We start from the raw sequence: 20,745 nt of genomic DNA on the forward strand, positions 1-20,745 counted from the left end.
GGCGGGGCCTCCCGTCAGCCGGATAAGGAACGTCGCCCATGGACCAACACCCGCCCAAGGAACCCCTCGCTTCCAGCGACCTGTGCGAGATCACCCGCGGCCTGCAGGAGGCCGCATCCGCCACTACCAGCCTGATAGCCCAGCAGTACATTCGCCTGTTCGACCAGTTCTTCGACTATGACCCGCAAGCGCTGGGCACGCCGATGAAAGCCAAAATGGTGGAGGTGGCGGTGGATGACCAGCACAAGCTGAAAATTCCGCTCATCGCCCTGGTCGCCCCCCGAGGGCTGGCCCTGGAGCGAATGCAGGTGGACTTGTCGGTGAAGGTTCAGAACACGCGCCCGGCCCGGGAATCGTGCCCGGATGCCAGCCACCAGCGGTTCTTCGTCAAGGTCGGCCAGCAAACGCGCCGCCAGGGCGAGGCCCGTGACCCTGACGAAGTGCAGATCCGCATGCAGTTCCAGGCCTGTGAGCCACCAGAGGCGCTGAACCGCTTGATCGAGGAGTACACGCACCTGATCTCGCCGGCACGCCGTCCCACGCCTCCTGACGAGCCCCCGCCGTCCAGCAACGAATTCATCGACGCTGCCACCGTGCGCTAGAAATCCCGCTTGTAGAAAATGTCCAGCGAGCTGGCCAGGCCACTGGCCGCCTCCAGGTACAGTCGCTTGCTGAGCATGTAGCGCAGGGCAATGGTATTGGCCGGCTCGAACACCCCGACCCCATAGCGCAGGCTCAGTTTCTCGGTCAGGTTGCCGCTGGCCACCACGCTGGTGCTGTTGCCGCTGCCTTCGGTATCGAGCTGGAAGTCTTCGATGCCCAGGCTCGACGCCAGGCTGCCGGTGATGCCGGCACTGCCCGCCAGCCCCAGACCCAACGCCGCCTGTGCCAGCATGTTGTTGTCTTCGCCCGTGGTGCTCAGCGGACGGCCGAGCACCAGGTAGGACAGTGCCTGTTCCTGGCTCATGGCCGGTTCGGAGAACACCTGGGTGGTCGGCTGTTCAGCGCTGCCGCTGAGGCGGATGCCGGCAATCACGTCATCGGTCTTGCGGATTGCCTCGATATCCAGGTACGGCTGATCGATGGGGCCTGCGAACAACAGGCGGGCGCGGCGGATGGTCAGACGCTGGCCATAGGCGCGGTAACGGCCGTCGGCCAGACTGAGTTCACCGCGAGTATCGAGGTTATCGCCGATATGCACATGGCCGAGCAGGTTCGCGGTGAGACCGAAACCGCTGAACGAGAGCTTCTCCTGCCCCACCTGGACATCGACATCCATCGCCACCTGCATCGGCGCTTTGCCTTCCTCGGTCTGGTGCCCGACGATCACCGTGTCCTCGGAGACCTTGACGGTGGACGGCGGCAATTCGCGCACGGTGATCTTGCCCTTGGGCACCAGCACCTTGCCGGTCACCGCCAGGCGCTCGCCCTGCAGGCTGATCTTCAGGTCCGGCGCCACTTCCAGCGCGGCGTAGGGTTCGACGTTGACCGGCAGGCGCTGGCCTTGCAGCGCCAGGTCCACCGCCAGTGCCCGGCCCCAGCCGATCTCGCCGCTCAAGTGCCCTTGCCCCGCCTCGCCGCTGCGCCAGTCACCGGAAAGTTGCACCTGCTCACCGGCGATCAGCGCCCGCAGCGTCAGGCCTTCCAGACTGACCGGCAATTCGGCGCCCGCCACCTCGCCGCCCGACAGCACCAGATTGCCATTGACCAGTGGCGCCAGCAGCGTACCGGAAATCTGCCCGCTGCCATTCAGTTGCCCGGCCAGCCGCTCGACCATCGGCAGAAACGGACGGGCCACCGCCACGTCCAGACCGCTGAGGCGGAAGTCGCCGCTCAGGGGCTTGTTGCGCGCCACCGGATCGATACGTGCGAACAGGCTCAACTCACCCAGCCGCCCGCCGCGAAAATCGACGCGGGTATCGACACGGCGCGGGCCCAGGGTGCTGTCCAGACGCAGGGTTTGATAAGGGAAATCAACCCACTGGCCTTTCTCGCGGATACGCAGGGTGCCGCCACTGGCATCCACCTGCACCGTACCTTTCGGGCCATTGGCCGGCAGATCGAGATTGATATCGGCATTGAGCTGGCCCTGCCAGGCGAAGTCCTTGGGCAGCCATTGCGCCAGGCTCTGCAGCGGGAATTGCTTGAGGTGGTAGCGGATGCGCGGGTCGGGTGCCAGACGCTGCTCGTCGCCGCACAGACTGGCAGGGCCGGAGCGCCAGCAGTGGGCACCAAAGTCGATCTGCCCATTGGCCAGCCGTTGCAGCGTGGCCGGAGCCTGCAGACGCCAGTCCTGGCCACCGGCCTGGACCTCGCCCTTGGCCAGACGGCCACGCCAGTTGCCCTTGACCTTGTCCCACTGACCGTCGAGGCCAAGGTCGAGCTTGAGTTGCGGCCCCTCCAGCGCCAGGTCCAGTTGCTGCTGGCGGATATCGCCCTGCCCCTTGGCCGTCAGCGTGCCCAGGGCGGTCTCGCCAGCGCGGATACCGCTGGCCGTGAGGTCGATCAGGGCTTTCTGGTTGCCATCGAGACGGGCGTCGAGAGTAAGTGCCTGCAGGCGATTGTCTGCCTGGATCAGTTGCTGCCCTTGCAGTTTCAACTGGCCTTGTGGCGCCTGGAGCGTCCCGGCCACGTCGAGCCGGCCCTTGATCTGGCCCTGCAATTGCGGCCAGAGCTGACCGAGACGTGGCAGGTTGAGGTCGATCTGCCCGGCGAGGCGTTGTTGCAGGCTGCCGCTGCCGACAATCTGGTTGTCGCCCAGGCGTACCTGAAGCGTCCCCAGGGTCCATTGCTCGCCGGCGCCTTCGGCCTTGAGCTGGAGCACTGCCGGCTGGCCGCGCAGACGGCCCTTGAGGTCGAGATCGGCATTCAGGCTGAGCTTTTCGTTCTTCACTTCGCCCTTGCTGCGCAGCGGTCCGGCGAGCGTGCCGGGCATCTCTGCCAGCCAGTAGGCCGGGTTCAGTTGCGACAGATCCAGTGCCGCGTCCCAGGCCACGCCGTCGGCGAAGGCGACACTGACACTGCCGGCCGCCTTGCCCTGCCCGGCTTCCAGCACCAGTTGCGGCAGGCTGACCTTGCCCAGATCGCCCTTGAACGGGCTGCTCAGTTTGAACGCACCGGCCGGGCCATCGAGGTCTCCGGCGAAATCGCCTTCGTAGTTGCCGTCGTTGTACTGCACCTGGGCCTTGAGCCGACGTAACTGAACCTGTGGCGGTTGCTCCAGCGGATAAAGGCGCAGCCAGGGGAAGTCCTGCCAATCCAGGGTGGCCTTGGCGGTCAGCGCCTGTTCCCAGTTGGCACTGGCGGTCAGGGCCAGGCGTTGCTCGGGGGTGGCGGTCAGGTCGAGGCCGGCCACCTCGGCGCCCCTGGCATCGACCTTCCCGCGCAAGGCCAGGTTGACAGGCCCCTGCTCTGCCGCCAGGTTACCGGCGCCGATCAGTTGATAGCCGGCCTTGAGGTCGCCATGGGCGGTGAGTTCAAGCTGTTCGAAACGCAGGGTATCCGGCAGGCTGTCCGCCGCCTTGAAGCCGGTGGCGCTCAGGCGCACCTGCGCCGGCAGGTTTTCGGCCAGCGGCTGCAACTGACCGCTGAGACGACCTTGCAGATAACCGCTGCTGTCGGCCAGCAGATCGAGGCTGTTCTGCAACTCGCCCTTGACCTGCAATGCCAGTTGCCAGGGCTGACCGTCCACGGGTGGCAGTTGCAACTGCCCTTCGGCTTGCACCGGCCAGTCGCCGCCCGGTTGCAGCAGCCCCTGGAGCGTCAGGTGGATGTCTTCACGCTTGAGGTCGAGGCTGTCGATCTTCAGCCCGTCGCGGGTCCAGTGGGCGGCGAGCGTCAGGCCGCTTAGCTGTTCGGCACCGTCCAGGCGCAACGTGCCGACCTGCACTTCGCCCAGCTCGATGGCCAGTGGCAGGTCCAGTTCGGGGAGTTTCAGCGGGCCGCTGTCCGGGTCGGTTTCAGTCGGAGCGAAGGTCAGTTCGACCTGGGCGGCATGCAGTTTGTCCACGCACAGGGTACGGCGCAGCAGACAACCCGGCGTCCACTCCAGCAGCGGCGCCACCAGTTCGACGCGGTCGCCGCCGCTCTGCCAGACCAGGGTCTTTGCCTGCCATTGTCCGGCGAGGGTACCCTGGAAGCCGTCCACCTCCAGACCCGGTACCAGCCCCAGCGCCCAGCGGCTGCCGGCCTGGGTGCCGAGCACCAGCCCCAGCGTCACGAGCAGCAGAACCAGCAACGCGAACAGGCTGATCGCAATCCATTTCGATACCTGCTTCAAAGCTCCGGCCCCATCGAGAAGTGCAAGCGAATTCCGCCGTCGTCATCCAGCGCCTTGGCCAGGTCCAGGCGCAGCGGGCCCACCGGCGACACCCAGCGCACGCCAAAACCGACGCCGGTCTTGAGACTGGGGAATTCGAGGTTGTTGAAGGCGTTGCCCTGGTCGACGAAGGTCGCCAGCCGCCACTTGTCGGCGATCTGGTACTGGTACTCGGCACTGCCGGCAACCATGTAGCGGCCGCCGATGCGGTCGCCATCGCTGTTGGTCGGCGACAGGGTCTGGTAATCGTAGCCACGCACGCTCTGGTCGCCACCGGCGAAGAAGCGCAGCGACGGCGGTACCGACTTGTAGCCGTTGGTGGCACTGCCGCCGAATTGCACCCGGCCGAGGAAACGATGATTCTGCGCCACGGTGGTGAGGCCCTTGAGCAGCACCGTGCCGTTGAGCAGGTTGGTGTCGGACAACAGTCCTTCCTTGGCCACCCGCACGTCGAATTGCAGGCGGTAGCCGTTGTGCGGGTCAATGCGGTTGTCGCTGCGCAGGTAGGTGTAGCTGACGCCCGGCATCAACAGGGTGCTGAGGCCGGAGTCGTCGCCGAGGCGATACTCCTCGCGCTGCCATTTCAGCGACACCACCCGCTGCCAGCCGCTGGGCAACTTGCTGTGCCACTCCGGGCCGACCGTCAGCAGCTTGCTGAGGGTATCGGTGCCGGCGATCTCTTCATATTGATAGCCACCGGCGTAGCGCAGCTTGTCGGTAAGCGGCGGATCGAGGGGCACGTCGTACCACAGGCCGACGTTCTGCCGGGGCGCCGACAGCTCGGTCTCGATGCCGTAGCTGTGCCCCTGGGGATTGACCCAGTGGCGGGTCCAGCCGGCCTTGCCACGAGGACCGACGTCGGTCGAGAAGCCGAGGCCCAGGCTCATGGTCCGCGGCTTGCGGGTCTGCAACTGGACATCCACGGGGATGCTCTGCCCCACTGCGGCGGTCGGCGCGGCATCGACGCGCACGCCTTCGAAGTAGCCGCTGGACTGCAGGGCGTTGTTGAGTTCGGCGATCAGTTCGGAATCGTAGGGGGTACCTTCCTTGAATGGCACCATGCGCTGCAGCAGGTCATCGTCGAACGGCGCGTCGCCTTCGAACTGCACGCGGCCCAGGCTGTAGCGCGGGCCGCTGTCGTAGACCAGTTCGATGTCCGCAACCCCGGCGGCCGGGTCCACGGCCAGGCGATTGCGGGTGAAATGCCCCTTGAAGAAACCGTAGCGCGAGGCCTGGTTCTGGATCAGTCGCTTGGCGTCTTCGTAGTGCCCGTGGTTGAGCACTTCGCCGCTGCGCAGCGCGCGGCTGTCGGGGATCCGGAAGGACTTGAGCTGGCTGGCCGGGCCTTCGATGCGCACGCTGACATTGCGCAACCGGATCGGCTCGCCGGGCTCGATGTTCAGGCGCAGGCGCGGGCCCTTGTCGTCGGCGCGGGGTGGCAGCACCTCGCTGTCGATCTGCGCCTGGTAGTAACCCAGCGCCTGGGCGGCCTTGCGCGCCTGTTCCTCGGCACCGCGGCTGAAGCGCAACAGCGCTTCTTCGTCACGCTCGCCGAGGCTGCCGATATAGCCCTCGACGTTGGCCTTGAGGTCGTTGTTGGCGGGTTTGATGCGGATGACCAGTTCACTGGGCGCCGCAGCCGCGAAGCTGCTGGCCAGGCACAGGATCAAACCGCAGGTGAAGCGTCCTGAATACGTCATAGGCGCGGATGCTACCAGAGCCGGGCGAAAGGCTGGAACCCGAAAACCGTCTGGATCAAGCCTGCGTCACGCCCGGGCCAGATCGAGCCGCTGCGGGCCCGGGTGAAAGAACACATGCTCGCGGATCGGCCCGACGGCGATCTCGCCGATCTCCTCATAACCCTGACGCTGGTAGAACGCCAGGTAATGCTCGTTGCCGGTGTCCAGCACCACACCGTGGGAGTTTTCGTCCTCGGCGCACCAATCGTGCACCGCTGCCAGCAGTTGCTCGCCGTAGTGCCGGCCCTGGAATTGCGGGTGGATACCCAGCATCGGCAATACGTGCACGGCATCGCCGGGCAGGCAGGCAATGAGCGCGGCTCGGTAGTCGAGGTAGCGACGGGTGCAGCGAAAACCGGTGGAAAGCACCATGCGCATGCGCCAGGCCCAGCTTTCGGTAACCCCCAGCCGGCGCACCGGCGGCGAGATCAGGGCAATACCGATCAGCCGATCATCCACCAGCAGGCCGATTGCCGGTTGCTCCTGGAAGAAATGCTGACGTACCCGCTCGCGCACCAGCGCCCGGATGCGCTGGTCGAAGCCGGCGCGCTCGGACTCGAACAGATAGCCGTAGGTGGGTTCGTGACGGTAGGCGTGATAGAGCAGCGAACGTGCCTCGCGGCTGTAGCCGCTGTCGAGCAGACGGACTTCGGCCGGTGCGGGGGTGGATTCAGGCATGGACACGGATCTCCTGATGGCAGTCGGGCATGGCTCTTTGAATCGCGAGCGGCGCCAACGTTCCTTCTTGATTGGGCTGGAGTATAGACACTGCTCGCTGGAGCCGGACCGCAGCCATGAGACCACCGCCAACCACATCACCGGTTGGCCTGCTCCCCCGATGTCGGCTAGCATCCAGCCTTTTACCCAGGACCCCGTTTCCATGAAGATCGTCTCGTTCAACATCAACGGCCTGCGCGCCCGGCCCCATCAACTGGCGGCGTTGATCGACAAGCACCAGCCCGACGTCATCGGCCTGCAGGAAACCAAGGTCTCGGACGAGCAGTTCCCGCTGGCCGAAGTCCAGGCCCTGGGCTATCACGTGCACTTCCACGGCCAGAAAGGCCACTACGGCGTTGCCCTGCTCTCGCGCCAGGCACCGCTGAGCCTGTTCAAGGGCTTTTCCACCGACGAAGAAGACGCCCAGCGCCGCTTCATCTGGGGCACCTTCGCCGACGCTGAGGGCAACCCCATCACCATTATGAACGGCTACTTCCCCCAGGGTGAAAGCCGCGACCACCCCACCAAGTTCCCTGCCAAGCAGCGTTTCTACGCCGACCTGCAGGCGCTGCTGGAAAACCAGTTCAAGAACGACCAGCCGCTGGTGGTCATGGGCGATGTGAACATCTCGCCGGAAGACTGCGATATCGGCATCGGCCCGGACAACGCCAAGCGCTGGCTGAAAACCGGCAAGTGCAGTTTCCTGCCCGAGGAGCGCGAGTGGATGGCCCGCCTGAAGAACTGGGGCCTGACCGACAGCTTCCGCCACCTGTACCCGGAAGTGGTGGATCAGTTCAGCTGGTTCGACTACCGCAGCCGCGGCTTCGAGGACGCGCCCAAGCGCGGCCTGCGGATCGACCTGATCCTCGCCTCCCACGGGCTGTTGCCGCGGGTGAAGGCCGCAGGCGTGGACTACGAGCTGCGCGGGATGGAAAAGCCGTCGGACCATGCGCCGATCTGGCTTGAGCTGAGCTGATCCATTCGGGGGATCGCCACGCGGTCCCCCGCCCTCCAGACTGTCATCTTTCGGTCACCTGCCTGTCTTAATCTGCCGACACCTTTGTTTCCAGAGTCTCTGCCGGCAATGACCCGCCTCTGCGCCCTTCTCCTGCTGCTGCTCACGCCACAGGCGTTCGCCGACACCTTGCGTATCCAGGGTTCCAACACCATTGGCGCGGCACTGGCACCGGCGCTGGTTCGCGGTCTGCTGGAAGAGCGTGGCCTGCACGACATCGAGGTTTTGCCCACAGAAATCGCCAATGAAGTGCGGGTCCAGGGCAGCGACCAGCACGGCCAGGTGCAGCGCGTCGATATCGCGGCCCACGGCACCAGCACCGGCTTTGCCGCACTGAAGAACGGCACCGCCGACCTCGCCGCCGCCTCGCGGCCGATCAAGGACAGCGAGCAGGCCGAACTCCAGGCCCTGGGGAACCTCACCAGCGCCGAGGCCGAGCAGGTCATCGGCCTCGATGGCGTGGCGGTGCTGGTGCACCCGGACAATCCGCTGCCGCAACTGACCACCGAACAACTGGCACAGATTTTTGCCGGACGCATCACCACCTGGGATGAACTCGGCGTGGGCGGCGGGCCGATCCAGCTCTATGCCCGCGACGACCGCTCCGGCACCTGGGAAACCTTCAAGACCCTGGTGCTCGATCCCCACCATCAGGCCCTGGCCGGCAGCGCCCGGCGCTTCGAGTCCGGCGAGCAGCTGGCCGACGCAGTGCGCAACGATCGCGGGGCCATCGGTTTCAGCAGCCTGGCCACCGTCCACGGTGCGCGGGTGCTGGCAGTGGCCGACGGCGCATCACGGGCCATGCTGCCCAGCCCGGAGCAGATCGCCAGCGAGGACTATCCACTGTCCCGCCGCCTGTATTTCTACCTGCCGCCGGCGCAGCACAACCCATTGGCCAAAGCCCTGCTGGAGTTCACCCAGAGCCCTCGCGGCCAGGCCATCGTCACCGCCACCGGCTTCATCGGCCAGCAGGTACGCCCGCTCAGCGAACAACCCCAGGCCGACCTGCCGCCACGCTATCGCCACCTGCTCGGCGAGGCGCGGCGGCTGTCGGTGAACTTCCGTTTCCAGGAAGGCAGCGCCACCCTCGACAACAAGGCGCTGCGGGATATCCAGCGGCTGGTGGACTACCTGCAACAGCACCGCAAGCTCGACCGCAAAGTGGTGCTGGTGGGCTTCGGCGACGCCAAGGACGATGCTCGCCGCGCCGATCTGCTGTCGCGCCTGCGGGCCATGGCGGTACGTCGCGAACTGGCGAAGCACGACGTCACCCTGCGTGACGTCATCGGCCTCGGCGCCGAGCTGCCGGTGGCCGCCAACACCGACACCCAGGGCCGCATCCGCAATCGCCGGGTGGAAGCCTGGGTCTATTGAAGAAGCGTATTGAGGGAAATATCCGAAGGCCCTGTAAGAACTTGTAACGCTCTCGTCCGTCCCGCCGCCCGATCCGCTACTAGCCTTGAGGATGTGACGCCGGGCCCCTCTGACGGTCAGCCAACCGCCATGTCGGAGTCACAGTTGCTCGTCAACTACGACTTCGGAGGGGCTCATGACAGCTCTATACGATTTTTTCAGCGCCGAGTTCCTCGGCACCAGCAGCCTGCTCTGGCTGGCCTTCATCCTGATCGTCATCGCCCTGCTGGTCTTCGACCTCGGGGTGCTGCACCGCGACCAGCGCGAAATCGAAATGCGCGAAAGCCTGCTGCTGTATGCCGGCTACTTCAGCGTGGGGATCCTGTTCGGCGGCTGGATCTGGTACGAACTCGGCGCCCAGAGCGCGCTGGAGTTCTACACCGGCCTGCTGGTGGAACAGTCGCTGTCGATGGACAACGTGTTCGTCATGGCGATGATCTTCGGTTTCTTCGGCATTCCCCGGCGCTACCAGCACCGCGTGCTGTTCTGGGGCATCCTCGGCGTGGTGGTGCTGCGGGCGATCATGATCGGTGTCGGCAGTGCGCTGGTGAAGGAGTTCGACTGGATTCTCTACGTGTTCGGCGCCTTCCTGCTGGTCACCGGGGTGAAGATGCTGTTCAGCCGCGAGGACGCCCACCCGGACCTGGCCAACAACCCCTTCATCAAGTTCATCCGCCGGCACATGCGGGTGACCGACCAGTTGCACGGCGCGCATTTCTTCGTACGCCTGGTGCCGGCCGGACAATCGAAGGCGATCCGCTATGCCACGCCGCTGTTTCTCGCCCTGGTGCTGATCGAGCTGGCCGACCTGGTGTTCGCCGTGGACAGCGTGCCGGCGATCTTCTCCATCACCCAGGACCCGTTCATCGTCTACACCTCGAACATCTTCGCCATCCTCGGCCTGCGGGCGCTGTATTTCGCCCTGGCGGCGCTGATGCACCGTTTCGTCTACCTCAAGTACGCGCTGGCGCTGGTGCTGATCTTCATCGGCGGCAAGATCTTCCTGCACGGTTTCATCGGCAAGGTGCCGGCGTTGCTGTCGCTGGGCGTGACCTTCGGCTTGCTGGCGGGCGGGGTGGTGTTGTCGTTGTTCAAGACGCGGGATGAGAAGGTCGCGCAGAAGGAGAACTGATCACTGCAGCCTGGGGGGAACTGGTTCGCCAGTTCCCCCCAGAACCTGACGATCAGTGACCGCTGCGCAGCATTTCCTTCGGCACGTACTTGCCGATCTCGTACTTGCCGATCGCCGCGCGGTGCACTTCGTCCGGGCCATCGGCCAGGCGCAGGGTGCGTTGCATGGCGTACATGTAGGCCAGCGGGAAGTCCCCGGAAACCCCGGCGCCGCCGTGGATCTGGATCGCCCGGTCGATCACTTTCAGGGCCACGTTCGGCGCCACTACCTTGATCTGGGCAATCTCGCTGCGGGCCACCTTGTTGCCCACGGTGTCCATCATGTAGGCCGCCTTCAGGGTCAGCAGGCGCGCCATGTCGATCTCCATCCGCGAGTCGGCGATCTTGTCGACGTTACCGCCCAACCGTGCCAGCGGCCGGCCGAAGGCCGTACGCTCCACCGAGCGCTTGCACATCAGTTCCAGCGCCCGCTCGGCCATGCCGATCGAACGCATGCAGTGGTGGATACGCCCCGGGCCGAGTCGCCCCTGGGCGATCTCGAAACCACGGCCCTCGCCCAGAATCACGTTTTCGTAAGGCACCCGCACGTTCTCGAACAGCACTTCGGCGTGGCCATGGGGCGCGTCGTCGTAGCCGAACACCGGAAGCGGACGAACGATCTTCACCCCCGGCGCATCGGTGGGCACAAGGATCATCGAGTGCTGCTGGTGACGCGGATTCTCCGGGTTGCTCAGGCCCATGAAGATCATCACCTTGCAGCGCGGGTCGCAGGCACCGGAGGTCCACCATTTGCGGCCGTTGATCACCCACTCGTCACCGTCGCGCTCGGCACGGGCGGCCATGTTGGTGGCGTCGGACGAGGCCACGTCGGGCTCGGTCATGGCGAAGGCCGAACGGATCTCGCCCCGCAGCAGTGGTTCCAGCCACTGGCGTTTCTGCTCGGCGCTGCCGTAGCGCACCAGCACTTCCATGTTGCCGGTGTCCGGCGCCGAGCAGTTAAATGGCTCCGGCCCCAGCAGCGAACGGCCCATGATTTCTGCAAGCGGCGCGTACTCCAGGTTGGTCAGGCCGGCGCCCAGTTCCGATTCGGGCAGGAACAGGTTCCACAGCCCTTCGGCCTTGGCCTTGTTCTTCAGTTCTTCCATGATCGCCGTCGGCTGCCAGCGGTCACCCTCGGCGACCTGCTGCTCGAACACAGGCTCTGCCGGGTAGACGTAGGCGTCCATGAACGCGGTGACGCGTTCGCGCAGGGCCTGGACCTTGGGGGAGTAAGCGAAATCCATGAGCAGTACCTTCTTCGTGAAAGGGATCTGAAACGGATGCTAGATCACCGGCCAAAATCCACCTAGTCTATTTTCGGCGTGTATAAACATTCATAACCGATATATGATCTCGCCATAACGCCAACAAGAGCAGTGCCCATGAACTTGAGCAAGGTCGATCTCAATCTGTTCATCGTCTTCGACGCCATCTACACCGAAGCCAACCTGACCCGCGCCGGGCAGATCGTCGGCATCACCCAGCCGGCGGTGTCCAACGCCCTCGCCCGCCTGCGCGAAACCTTCAACGACCCGCTGTTCGTGCGTACTGCCCAGGGCATGGTGCCCACGCCCATGGCGCAGAACATCATCGGCCCGGTGCGCAATGCGCTGTCGCTGCTGCGGGTGTCGGTGCAGGAAAGCCGGATCTTCAACCCGCTGCAGGCCAACAAGACCTTCCGCATCAGCATGACCGACCTCACCGAGGCGGTGATCCTGCCGCCGCTGTTCCAGCGTTTGCGCCGCCTGGCTCCGGCGGTGGTGATCGAGAGCTTCCTGTGCAAGCGCCGCGAGACCACCAAGGAGCTGGCCGCCGGCCGCCTCGACTTCGCCGTCGACGCACCGCTCAACACCGACCCGCAGGTACGCCACGTCAAGCTGATCCAGGACAAATATGTCTGCGCCATGCGCCAGGGCCATCCCATGGCCAAGGACAAGATCAGCCTCGACGACTACATGAGCCTGACCCACATCCACATTTCCAGCCGGCGCAATGGCCTGGGCTACGTGGACCTGGCGCTGGGCAAGATGGGCCTGCAGCGGCGCATCGCGCTGCGTTCGCAGCACTACCTGATGGCGTCGCAGGTGTTGCAGCAGACCGACATGGTGATGACCGTGCCGGAGCGTTTCGCCCGCCGGCACAACCTCAACTACGCGGCGCTGCCGGTGACCGACGTGCCGCCGCTGGAAACCCACCTGTACTGGCACGAAAGCACCGACCAGGACCCGGCCAACCGCTGGATGCGCGAGCAGATGATCGAGTTGTGCCAGGCGGTGGTGGCGCAGGATGAGCGGGACGTGAAAGCCTAGGAAAAGACAATCGCGGGACCGATCCGGAGCAAGGAGTGCGTGGTTCCTTGTCCCGGGCCGGTCCCGCGAATGCATTTACAACTCGGTATATTCAGGGCGTGTCGGGCCTCATCGCTGGCAAGCCAGCTCCCACAAGCAATCGCGGATCGTCAGAACAGCGCTGTGGTGTGGGAGCTGGCTTGCCAGCGATGAGGCCCGGCACGATCAGAAAGTCATTTCCTTCACATCATCGGCCACGATCAGTTTCCCGGCGGTCTTCTCGATGATCTCTTCGACACTCACCCCCGGCGCCGTCTCGCGCAGGATGAAGGCGCCGTTCTCGATCTCCAGGTAAGCCAGGTCGGTCAGCACCTTGCGGATGCAGCCGGCACCGGTCAGCGGCAGGCTGCAACGCGGCAGCAGCTTGGACTCACCGTCCTTGGACGCGTGGGTCATGGTGACGATGATGTTCTCGGCACCGGCCACCAGGTCCATCGCGCCGCCCATGCCCTTGACCAGCTTGCCGGGGATCATCCAGGAGGCGATGTTGCCTTCCACGTCCACCTCGAACGCACCGAGCACGGTCAGGTCGACATGGCCGCCGCGGATCATGGCGAAGGATTCGGCCGAGTTGAAGATCGACGCGCCGCGGCGGGCGGTCACGGTCTGCTTGCCGGCGTTGATCATGTCGGCATCGAGCTGGCCTTCGGTGGGGAATTCGCCCATGCCGAGCAAGCCGTTTTCCGATTGCAGCATCACGTCCATGTCCGCCGGGACATAGTTGGCCACCAGGGTCGGAATGCCGATGCCGAGGTTGACGTAGTAGCCGTCCTTGAGTTCGCGGGCGACGCGCTGGGCCATTTGTTCGCGGGTAAGTGCCATGGTCAGGATCTCTTTATTGTTCTGTGCAAGGACGGGTCAGGCTTTGACCGTGCGTTTTTCGATGCGCTTCTCGAAGGTGCCGACGATGACCCGGTCGACATAGATGCCCGGGGTGTGGATCTCGGTCGGCAGCAGCACGCCCGGCTCGACGATTTCCTCGACCTCGACCACGGTGATCCTGCCGGCGGTGGCGGCCAGCGGATTGAAGTTCTGCGCGGTGTTGCGATAGACCACGTTGCCGTAGTGGTCGGCTTTCCAGCCCTTGACGATGGCGAAGTCACCGGTGATGGCTTCTTCGAGAATGTAGTTGCGACCGTTGAACTGACGCACTTCCTTGCCTTCGGCGACCGGCGTACCGTAGCCGGTGGCGGTGTAGAAGGCCGGGATGCCGGCGCCGCCAGCGCGCATTTTCTCGGCCAGGGTGCCCTGCGGGGTCAGTTCCACTTCCAGCTCGCCGCTGAGCAACTGACGTTCGAACTCGGCGTTCTCGCCCACGTAGGAGGCAATCATCTTGCGGATCTGCCGGTCTTCCAGCAGCACGCCCAGGCCGAACCCGTCGACGCCGCAGTTGTTCGACACCACCGTCAGGCCGCTCACGCCACGGCGCTTGATTTCGGCGATGAGGTTCTCGGGGATGCCGCACAGGCCGAAGCCGCCGGCCAGTACCGTCATGTTGTCGGTCAGGCCTTCGAGGGCCTGTTCATAGGTTGCTACGCGCTTGTCCAGTCCGGCCATGTGATCCGCCTTGTTGTCGTTGTAGGAACCCGACGGCGTGTCGGGAAGCGTTGAGCCGATCTTCCTCCTGCACGACTGATTTGTTAATTTTGTTTTTCTGATTGATTGATTTGGAATTCAAAACAATCCATGAATCTCAAGCAACTGCGGGCCTTCGTCGCCGTCGCCACGTACCAGAGCTTCGCCCAGGCCGGCGAGCACCTGCACCTGTCGCAGCCGGCCCTGAGCCTGACTATCAAGGGCCTGGAAGAACACCTGGGCGGCGCCCTGCTCGCGCGCACCACCCGCAGCGTCAGCCTGACCCCGGAGGGCGAAGTGCTGCTGCCCCTGGCGCGGCAGCTACTGGCGGACTGGGACAACACCGAGGAACTGCTGCGCCAGCGCTTCACCCTGCAACTGGGACGGGTATCGGTGGCGGCCATGCCGGCCTTCGCCGGCAACCTGCTGCCACCGGTGCTCAAGGTGTTTCGCGAGCGTTACCCAAGGGTCAATGTCACGGTGCACGACGTGATCAACGAACAGGTGCTGGAACTGGTGCGTCACCGGCGGGTCGAGTTGGGTATCGGTTTCGAGCCCGAGGCCAGCGAGCCGCTGCAGTTCAAGCCGTTGTACCTGGACCGTTTCGTCGCGGTGGTACCGACCGACTCGCCCCTGGCCCGGCAGGCTCGAGTGAGTTGGGAAGAACTGCTGAAACAGGACTTCATCGCCCTGCAACGCCCGTCGGCGGTGCGTCTGCTGCTGGAGCGGCATGTGGCGGCGGACCACGGCAAACTGGCGGTGGCGTTCGAAAGCCATCAGCTGTCCACCATCGGGCGGATGGTCGCCAACGGCCTGGGCGTCAGTGCGGTGCCGGCGCTGTGCATCGGCCAGATGCGTGAACTGGGGGCACAGTGCGTGCCACTGGTAGCGCCGAGCATCGAACGACGGATCGGGGTGATACTGCTGGCCGACCACAAGCTGTCGGCGGCGGCGCAAGCGGTGCTGGAGGTGCTGCTGGAACGGATCCGCGATCCGGCGTTGCTGTGACCGGGGCTGCTTTGCAGCCCTTCGCGAGCAAGCTCGCTCCCACAACCGAGTTGACCGGTGGGAGCGAGCTTGCTCGCGAAGGGCCGCACAGCGGCCCCGACAAATTCGAATAAGGAGACATTCATGCGCACTACGACACTCGGCAACCAACAGGTCCCGGTCATCGGCCAGGGCACCTGGTACATGGGCGAGGACCCCGGCCTGCGCCAGCGTGAGGTCGCCGCCCTGCAACAGGGTATCGACCTCGGCCTGACCCTGATCGACACGGCGGAGATGTATGCCGAGGGTGGCGCGGAAAAAGTCGTCGGCCAGGCACTGGTCGGTCGTCGCGACGAGGTGTTCCTGGTCAGCAAGGTGTACCCGCACAACGCCAGCCGCAAAGGCGCCATCGCCGCCTGCGAACGCAGCCTGCAACGCCTCGGCACCGAGCATATCGACCTGTACCTGCTGCACTGGCGCGGCCAGTACCCGCTGGAGGAAACCGTCGAAGCCTTCGAACGCCTGCGCGACGCCGGCAAGATCGGCCGCTGGGGCGTGTCCAACTTCGACACCGACGACCTGCAGGAACTGAACGATCCGGCCTGCGCCACCAACCAGGTGCTGTACAACCCCGAACAGCGGGGCATCGAGTTCGACCTGCTGCCCTGGTGCCGCGAGCACAGCGTGCCGGTGATGGCCTACTGTCCGCTGGCCCAGGCCGGACGCCTGCTGCGCCATCCAGTGCTGACCCGGATCGCCGAGGCCCACGGTGCCACCCCGGCCCAGGTGAGCCTGGCCTGGGTCACCCGACAGGACGGTGTGATCGCCATTCCCAAGGCAGTTGAGCCGCGCCATGTGCAACTCAATGCCGGTGCCGCCCGGTTGCAACTGCGCGACGACGACCTGCGCGCCCTCGACGAAGCCTTCCCGCCGCCCGCCCGCAAGCAGCGCCTGGCCGTGGTCTGAGCGATCAGTGGAAGTCCCGGCTGCGCACATCCAGCCCGTGTAACAGCGGGCTGAGATCTTCCAGGCGTCGAGCGATCAGGTGGCGCACGCCATCGGCGAATTCCAGCCGGCCCATCACCCGCATCAGTTGCGACCCCACCAGCACCCGGCGCTGACGCTCGGCCAGTTCGCGCCAGACCACCACGTTGACCATGCCGAACTCGTCTTCCAGGGTGACGAAGGTCACGCCACTGGCGGTCTGCGGCCGCTGCCGTCCCACCACCAGCCCCGCCACGCTGATCGGGTCACCGTGTGCGACGTCCGCCAGCGCCGCGGAACTGCGACAACCCAAGGCCGTCAAGCGGCGACGCAGCAGCGTCAGCGGATGCGGGCCAAGGGTGGTGCCGACCGTCTGGTAATCGGCGAACAGGTTTTCGCCGACACTCGGCGCGGGCAGGTCTACCGCCACTTCCGGAGTCGGCTCGAGCGCCGCGAACAGCGGCAACTGCGACTGCACCGCCGCCACTTCCCAGCGTGCCTGGAAGCGGTGTCCGGCCAGCGCCGCCAGGGCGCCGGAATCGGCCAGCAGGTCACGGGCGCGGGTATCGAGGCTGGCCCGCAGGCACAGGTCGGCGACATCGCGAAACCCGCGCTCGTCCCGCACCCGCGCCAGGCGCCGGGCGTCCTCCTCACGAAAGCCCCGAACCTGGCGCAAGCCCATGCGCAGCGCCAGCTCGCCATCCGCCCGCGGCTCCAGGCTGCACTCCCAATGGCTGTGGTGCACGTCCACCGGGCGGATCTCGATACGATGGCGGCGGGCGTCCTGAAGGATCTGGTCCGGGCTGTAGAAACCCATGGGCCAACTGTTGATCAGGGCGCAGGCAAAGATCGCCGGCTCATGGCACTTGAGCCAGCAACTGGCGTAGGTCAGCAGGGCGAAACTGGCCGCATGGGATTCCGGGAAGCCGTAGCTGCCGAAACCCTTGATCTGCTCGAAGATGCGCTCGGCGAACGCCAGGTCGTAGCCGTTGCGCAACATGCCTTCGGTCAGGCGGATACGGTGGGGTTCAAGGCCGCCATGGCGTTTCCAGGCGGCCATGGAGCGGCGCAGTTCGTCGGCCTCGCCGGGGGTGAAGTCGGCGGCGACAATGGCCAGGGACATCACCTGCTCCTGGAACAGCGGAACGCCGAGGGTGCGCTTGAATACCGCCTCGAGTGCTTTCGACGGGTAGTCCACCGGCTCTTCATTGTTCCGGCGACGCAAGTACGGATGAACCATATCGCCCTGGATCGGCCCCGGCCGCACGATCGCCACCTGGATCACCAGGTCGTAGAAGGTTTCTGGCCGCAGCCGCGGCAACATCGCCATCTGCGCCCGCGACTCGATCTGGAACACGCCGATGGTGTCGGCGCGACTGATCATGTCGTAGGTCGGCTTGTCCTCGGCGGGAATGCTGGCGAGGGTCAGCTGCCGGCCGCGATGCAGCTGGTACAGGTCGAAGCAGCGGCGCAAGGCGCTGAGCATGCCGAGGGCCAGCACATCGACCTTGAGCAGGCCGACCGCGTCGAGGTCGTCCTTGTCCCACTGGATCACCGTGCGCTCGTCCATCGCCGCGTTCTCCACCGGGACCAGGGTGTCCAGCGGCTGCTCGCTGATGACGAAGCCGCCAGGGTGCTGGGACAGGTGCCGGGGGAAACCCATCAGGTCGCCGGTGAGGGTCAGCACCCGGTGCAGCAGCGGGCTGTCCGGGTCGAAGCCGGCTTCCACCAGGCGCTCGGCGCTGGGCACGCGGTCGCTCCAGCGCCCGCAGCAGTCGGCCAGGGCACCGAGCTGGTCCGGCGGCAGGCCAAGCACCCGGCCGATATCCCGCACCGCGCCGCTGGCGTGGTAACTGCTGACCACCGCAGTCAACGCCGCACGGTGGCGGCCATAGCGGTTGAACACGTACTGCAGGACTTCCTCGCGGCGGTCGTGTTCGAAATCCACGTCGATGTCCGGCGGCTCGTTGCGCTCCCGGGACAGGAAGCGCTCGAACAGCAGCTCGCTCTTGCCGGGGTCGAGTTCGGTGATGCCAAGGACGAAACACACCACCGAGTTGGCCGCCGAACCGCGCCCCTGGCAGAGGATGCCCTGCTCGCGGGCGAAACGGACGATATCGTGAACCGTGAGGAAATAGGACTCGTATTCAAGCTCGGTGATCAGGTCCAGTTCCTTGTTCAGCGAGGCGCGGTTGGCGTCGCTGATGCCGTCCGGCCAGCGCTCGGGAATGCGTCGCTCGCAGAGTTCCCGCAGCCAACTGGCGGCGGTACGCCCCTCGGGCACCACTTCCCGGGGGTACTGGTAGTTCAGGTCACCCTTGAGATCGAACCGGCAACGGGTGGCGATACGCGTGCTTTCTTCCAGCAGTTGCGGCGGATACAGCGCGGTCAGTTGCGCCAGGCTGCGCAGGTGCCGCTCGCCGTTGGCGAACAGGCGATGGCCGGCTTCGGCAACGGTGGTGTGGTGACGGATGGCGGTCATGCAGTCCTGCAAGGCCCGGCGACCACGGGCGTGCATGTGCACATCGCCGCTGGCCACCGCCGGGATCGCCAGGGTGGCGGCCAGCGCCAGCAGTTTTTCCAGGCGCTGGCGGTCGTCATGGCCATGGTGCAGTTGCACCGTCAGCCACAGGCGCTCGGGGAACACCTCACGCAGCCATTGGCCAGACGCCGGGTCGTCGAGGTCATCCGGAATCCACAGCGCCAGCAGACCGTCCGGTGGCGTGGCGAAATCTTCACGCAGCAGTTGATAGCTGCCCTTCTCCGCCCGCCGCCGCGCTCGGGTGATGAGGCCGCACAATTGCTGGTAGCCGCGCAGGTTCTCCACCAGCAGCACCAGTTTCGGACCGTTCTCGATCCGCACTTCGCTGCCGACGATCAGTGGCAGCTCCACTTTCAGCGACGCCTGCCAGGCGCGGACGATGCCGGCCAGGGTGCATTCGTCGGTGATCGCCAGAGCCTGGTAGCCCTGCTGCTTCGCCCGTCCGAACAGCTCTTCGGCACTGGAGGCACCGCGCTGGAAACTGAAGTTCGACAGGCAGTGCAGCTCAGCGTATGGGGCACTCATGCAAACCAGCCCTGCAGCCATAGCACATCACGCTCGCCGCCCTGGAAATAGGCCCAGCCGCACTGACCGCTGTCGGTTTCGACCCGGTAATAGTCACGCCGCACATCACCACCGTCCCACCAGCCCGACTCGATGCGCTCGGGGCCGGCCAGCAGGCGCACGCTGTCTGGCGCCACGGCGCGGGGCTCGGCCAGCAGCCAGCCGGGACGCGGTACCGGATTGAGGATCGCACCCGGCGCCAGCACGCTCTCGCTGCCCCAGGCACATTCCGGACGGTGATCGGCCACCACGCCCACGCCGCGCACCGCCTCGTCGCCCAGCCGTGCCCGCAGGCGCTCGCGCAACTGTTCCCAGCTTTGCTGCTGTTGCGGGCGCGCCGTAAACAGCTCGCCGGCCAGGGGCACGAAGGTCGGCAACTCTTCGGCGGTCAGGCGCAGGGTACGGACCGGAGCACGCAGGGTGAGCTGCTCGAGCCGCCCGCGAGCCAGCTCCAGCAAGCGCCCGGCATCACGCTCGGCGGCCAGCAGGCCGACCGGCATCAGGGTATCGGCGCCCTCGGCATGTTCCAGGGCCAGGTTGAAGCGCTGCACGCCGGCATCGCGCCCGGCAAGAAAGGCGGCCAGGTCGTCGATCATCCGCCGCAGCGGGAACAGCAGCGCCTGACTGGATTCGACGTCGAAATTCAGTTCCAGCCGTGTCTCGAAACGGTCAGGTGGCAGGTAGCAGTCCAGGGCCATGGCGCGCAGGCCCAGCAGGCGATCCAGATGCAATTGCACCGGTGCCGCGAAACGCCGGGCCAGGGTGTCCCGTGGCAGCGCCAGCACCTGGTGAAGCTGGCGCAAGCCCATGCGGTTGAACGCCGTGGCGGCCTCCGGCGGCAGGCCGAGGCGGTCGATGGGCATGGCGGACAGGGCGGCGCGGGTGGCGTCGGGGTCGGTAACGGCCAGGCCGTCATGGGCATTGGCCAACATGCGTGCCGCCACCGGGTTGCTGGCCAGGACGATACGGTGACGAAAACCCAGGGCGGCCAATTCGGCCCGCAAGCGGGCCTCGAACTGTGGCCAGGGCCCGAACAGGCCGAGGCTCGATTGCACCTCCAGCAGCAGGGCCCGCGGGTAATGCAGGCTGACCTGGGAGCTGAACCGGTAGGCCCAGGCGGCGAGCAGCTGTTGCTGGCGCTCGGTGGCGACGGAGTCGAACTCGGCGGTGTGGAAACCCTGGGCCAGCGCCTGGGCGGCGGTCAGGGTCTGCCCGGCGCGCAGGCCGAGGTCGCGGGCGGCCGGGTTGACCGCTTGCAGCACCCGGCGATTGCCCGGACCACTGAGCAATACCAGCGGCTGGTCGGCATCGTCACGCCCGCGCAGGACGCTGTCGAGCGCCAGTTGTGGCAACAGGATACAGGCCCAGAGCAT

15 protein-coding genes are annotated in these 20,745 nt (G+C 65.8%); 7 read left to right on the forward strand and 8 right to left on the reverse strand.

Going from position 1 to position 20,745, the window contains the following annotated elements; all coding sequences use genetic code 11:
- The first annotated feature begins 38 nt into the window (after positions 1 to 38).
- A complete protein-coding gene (locus AC05QJ_RS21730; protein ID WP_476743339.1) occupies positions 39 to 602 on the forward strand; it encodes a DUF2589 domain-containing protein in 564 nt (187 codons plus the stop codon).
- Here the strand turns inward: AC05QJ_RS21730 and AC05QJ_RS21735 are convergent.
- The 3 genes from AC05QJ_RS21735 to AC05QJ_RS21745 form a co-directional block, all read right to left on the reverse strand.
- Positions 599 to 4,258 carry a translocation/assembly module TamB domain-containing protein gene (locus AC05QJ_RS21735; RefSeq protein WP_476747985.1) on the reverse strand — a complete coding sequence of 1,220 codons (3,660 nt, stop codon included), beginning with the start codon at positions 4,256 to 4,258 and terminating at the stop codon, positions 599 to 601. The genes AC05QJ_RS21730 and AC05QJ_RS21735 overlap by 4 nt on opposite strands.
- Positions 4,259 to 4,275: 17 nt before the next feature.
- Positions 4,276 to 6,018, reverse strand: coding sequence for an autotransporter assembly complex protein TamA (locus AC05QJ_RS21740; RefSeq protein ID WP_476743340.1), 1,743 nt, complete (start codon positions 6,016 to 6,018; stop codon positions 4,276 to 4,278).
- Positions 6,019 to 6,084: 66 nt separating this feature from the next.
- Positions 6,085 to 6,735, reverse strand: a complete 651-nt coding sequence (locus AC05QJ_RS21745; protein WP_476743341.1) for a GNAT family N-acetyltransferase — start codon at positions 6,733 to 6,735, stop codon at positions 6,085 to 6,087.
- Positions 6,736 to 6,937: 202 nt separating this feature from the next.
- On the opposite strand from AC05QJ_RS21745, the gene xthA reads away from it, so the two are divergent.
- From xthA to AC05QJ_RS21760, 3 genes are all read left to right on the forward strand, one after another.
- On the forward strand, positions 6,938 to 7,750 hold the full coding sequence (xthA, locus tag AC05QJ_RS21750) for an exodeoxyribonuclease III (protein ID WP_476743342.1): 813 nt from the start codon (positions 6,938 to 6,940) through the stop codon (positions 7,748 to 7,750).
- Positions 7,751 to 7,858: 108 nt separating this feature from the next.
- Positions 7,859 to 9,163 (forward strand): substrate-binding domain-containing protein, encoded by a 1,305-nt coding sequence (locus tag AC05QJ_RS21755; protein WP_476743343.1) that lies wholly within the window; start codon positions 7,859 to 7,861, stop codon positions 9,161 to 9,163.
- A gap of 175 nt (positions 9,164 to 9,338) precedes the next feature.
- A complete protein-coding gene (locus tag AC05QJ_RS21760; RefSeq protein WP_476743344.1) occupies positions 9,339 to 10,334 on the forward strand; it encodes a TerC family protein in 996 nt (331 codons plus the stop codon).
- A 52-nt stretch (positions 10,335 to 10,386) separates the two neighbouring features.
- Here AC05QJ_RS21760 and AC05QJ_RS21765 read toward each other — a convergent pair whose 3' ends face one another.
- On the reverse strand, positions 10,387 to 11,616 hold the full coding sequence (locus AC05QJ_RS21765; protein ID WP_476743345.1) for an acyl-CoA dehydrogenase: 1,230 nt from the start codon (positions 11,614 to 11,616) through the stop codon (positions 10,387 to 10,389).
- Between the two features lie 138 nt (positions 11,617 to 11,754).
- Here AC05QJ_RS21765 and AC05QJ_RS21770 point away from each other — a divergent pair, with 138 nt between their 5' ends.
- Positions 11,755 to 12,681, forward strand: coding sequence for a LysR family transcriptional regulator (locus tag AC05QJ_RS21770; RefSeq protein ID WP_476743346.1), 927 nt, complete (start codon positions 11,755 to 11,757; stop codon positions 12,679 to 12,681).
- Positions 12,682 to 12,885: 204 nt separating this feature from the next.
- On the opposite strand, the gene AC05QJ_RS21775 is transcribed toward AC05QJ_RS21770, so the two are convergent.
- Positions 12,886 to 13,542, reverse strand: a complete 657-nt coding sequence (locus AC05QJ_RS21775; RefSeq protein WP_476743347.1) for a CoA transferase subunit B — start codon at positions 13,540 to 13,542, stop codon at positions 12,886 to 12,888.
- A gap of 36 nt (positions 13,543 to 13,578) precedes the next feature.
- On the reverse strand, positions 13,579 to 14,277 hold the full coding sequence (locus AC05QJ_RS21780; RefSeq protein WP_476743348.1) for a CoA transferase subunit A: 699 nt from the start codon (positions 14,275 to 14,277) through the stop codon (positions 13,579 to 13,581).
- Positions 14,278 to 14,406: 129 nt separating this feature from the next.
- Here AC05QJ_RS21780 and AC05QJ_RS21785 point away from each other — a divergent pair, with 129 nt between their 5' ends.
- Together AC05QJ_RS21785 and AC05QJ_RS21790 are read left to right on the forward strand one after the other, a co-directional pair.
- Entirely contained in the window at positions 14,407 to 15,303 is an 897-nt protein-coding gene (locus tag AC05QJ_RS21785) for a LysR family transcriptional regulator (protein ID WP_476743349.1), read from the forward strand.
- A gap of 123 nt (positions 15,304 to 15,426) precedes the next feature.
- On the forward strand, positions 15,427 to 16,248 hold the full coding sequence (locus AC05QJ_RS21790; protein ID WP_476743350.1) for an aldo/keto reductase: 822 nt from the start codon (positions 15,427 to 15,429) through the stop codon (positions 16,246 to 16,248).
- Positions 16,249 to 16,252: 4 nt separating this feature from the next.
- On the opposite strand, the gene AC05QJ_RS21795 is transcribed toward AC05QJ_RS21790, so the two are convergent.
- Together AC05QJ_RS21795 and AC05QJ_RS21800 are read right to left on the reverse strand one after the other, a co-directional pair.
- The gene (locus AC05QJ_RS21795) at positions 16,253 to 19,354 is read right to left on the reverse strand and encodes an error-prone DNA polymerase (RefSeq protein WP_476743351.1); all 3,102 of its coding nucleotides are present in this window, start codon (positions 19,352 to 19,354) and stop codon (positions 16,253 to 16,255) included.
- Positions 19,330 to 20,745, reverse strand: coding sequence for a Y-family DNA polymerase (locus AC05QJ_RS21800; protein WP_476743352.1), 1,416 nt, complete (start codon positions 20,743 to 20,745; stop codon positions 19,330 to 19,332). The genes AC05QJ_RS21795 and AC05QJ_RS21800 overlap by 25 nt, the downstream gene beginning before the upstream one ends.

The organism is Pseudomonas sp. TUM25319, from assembly GCF_056388475.1.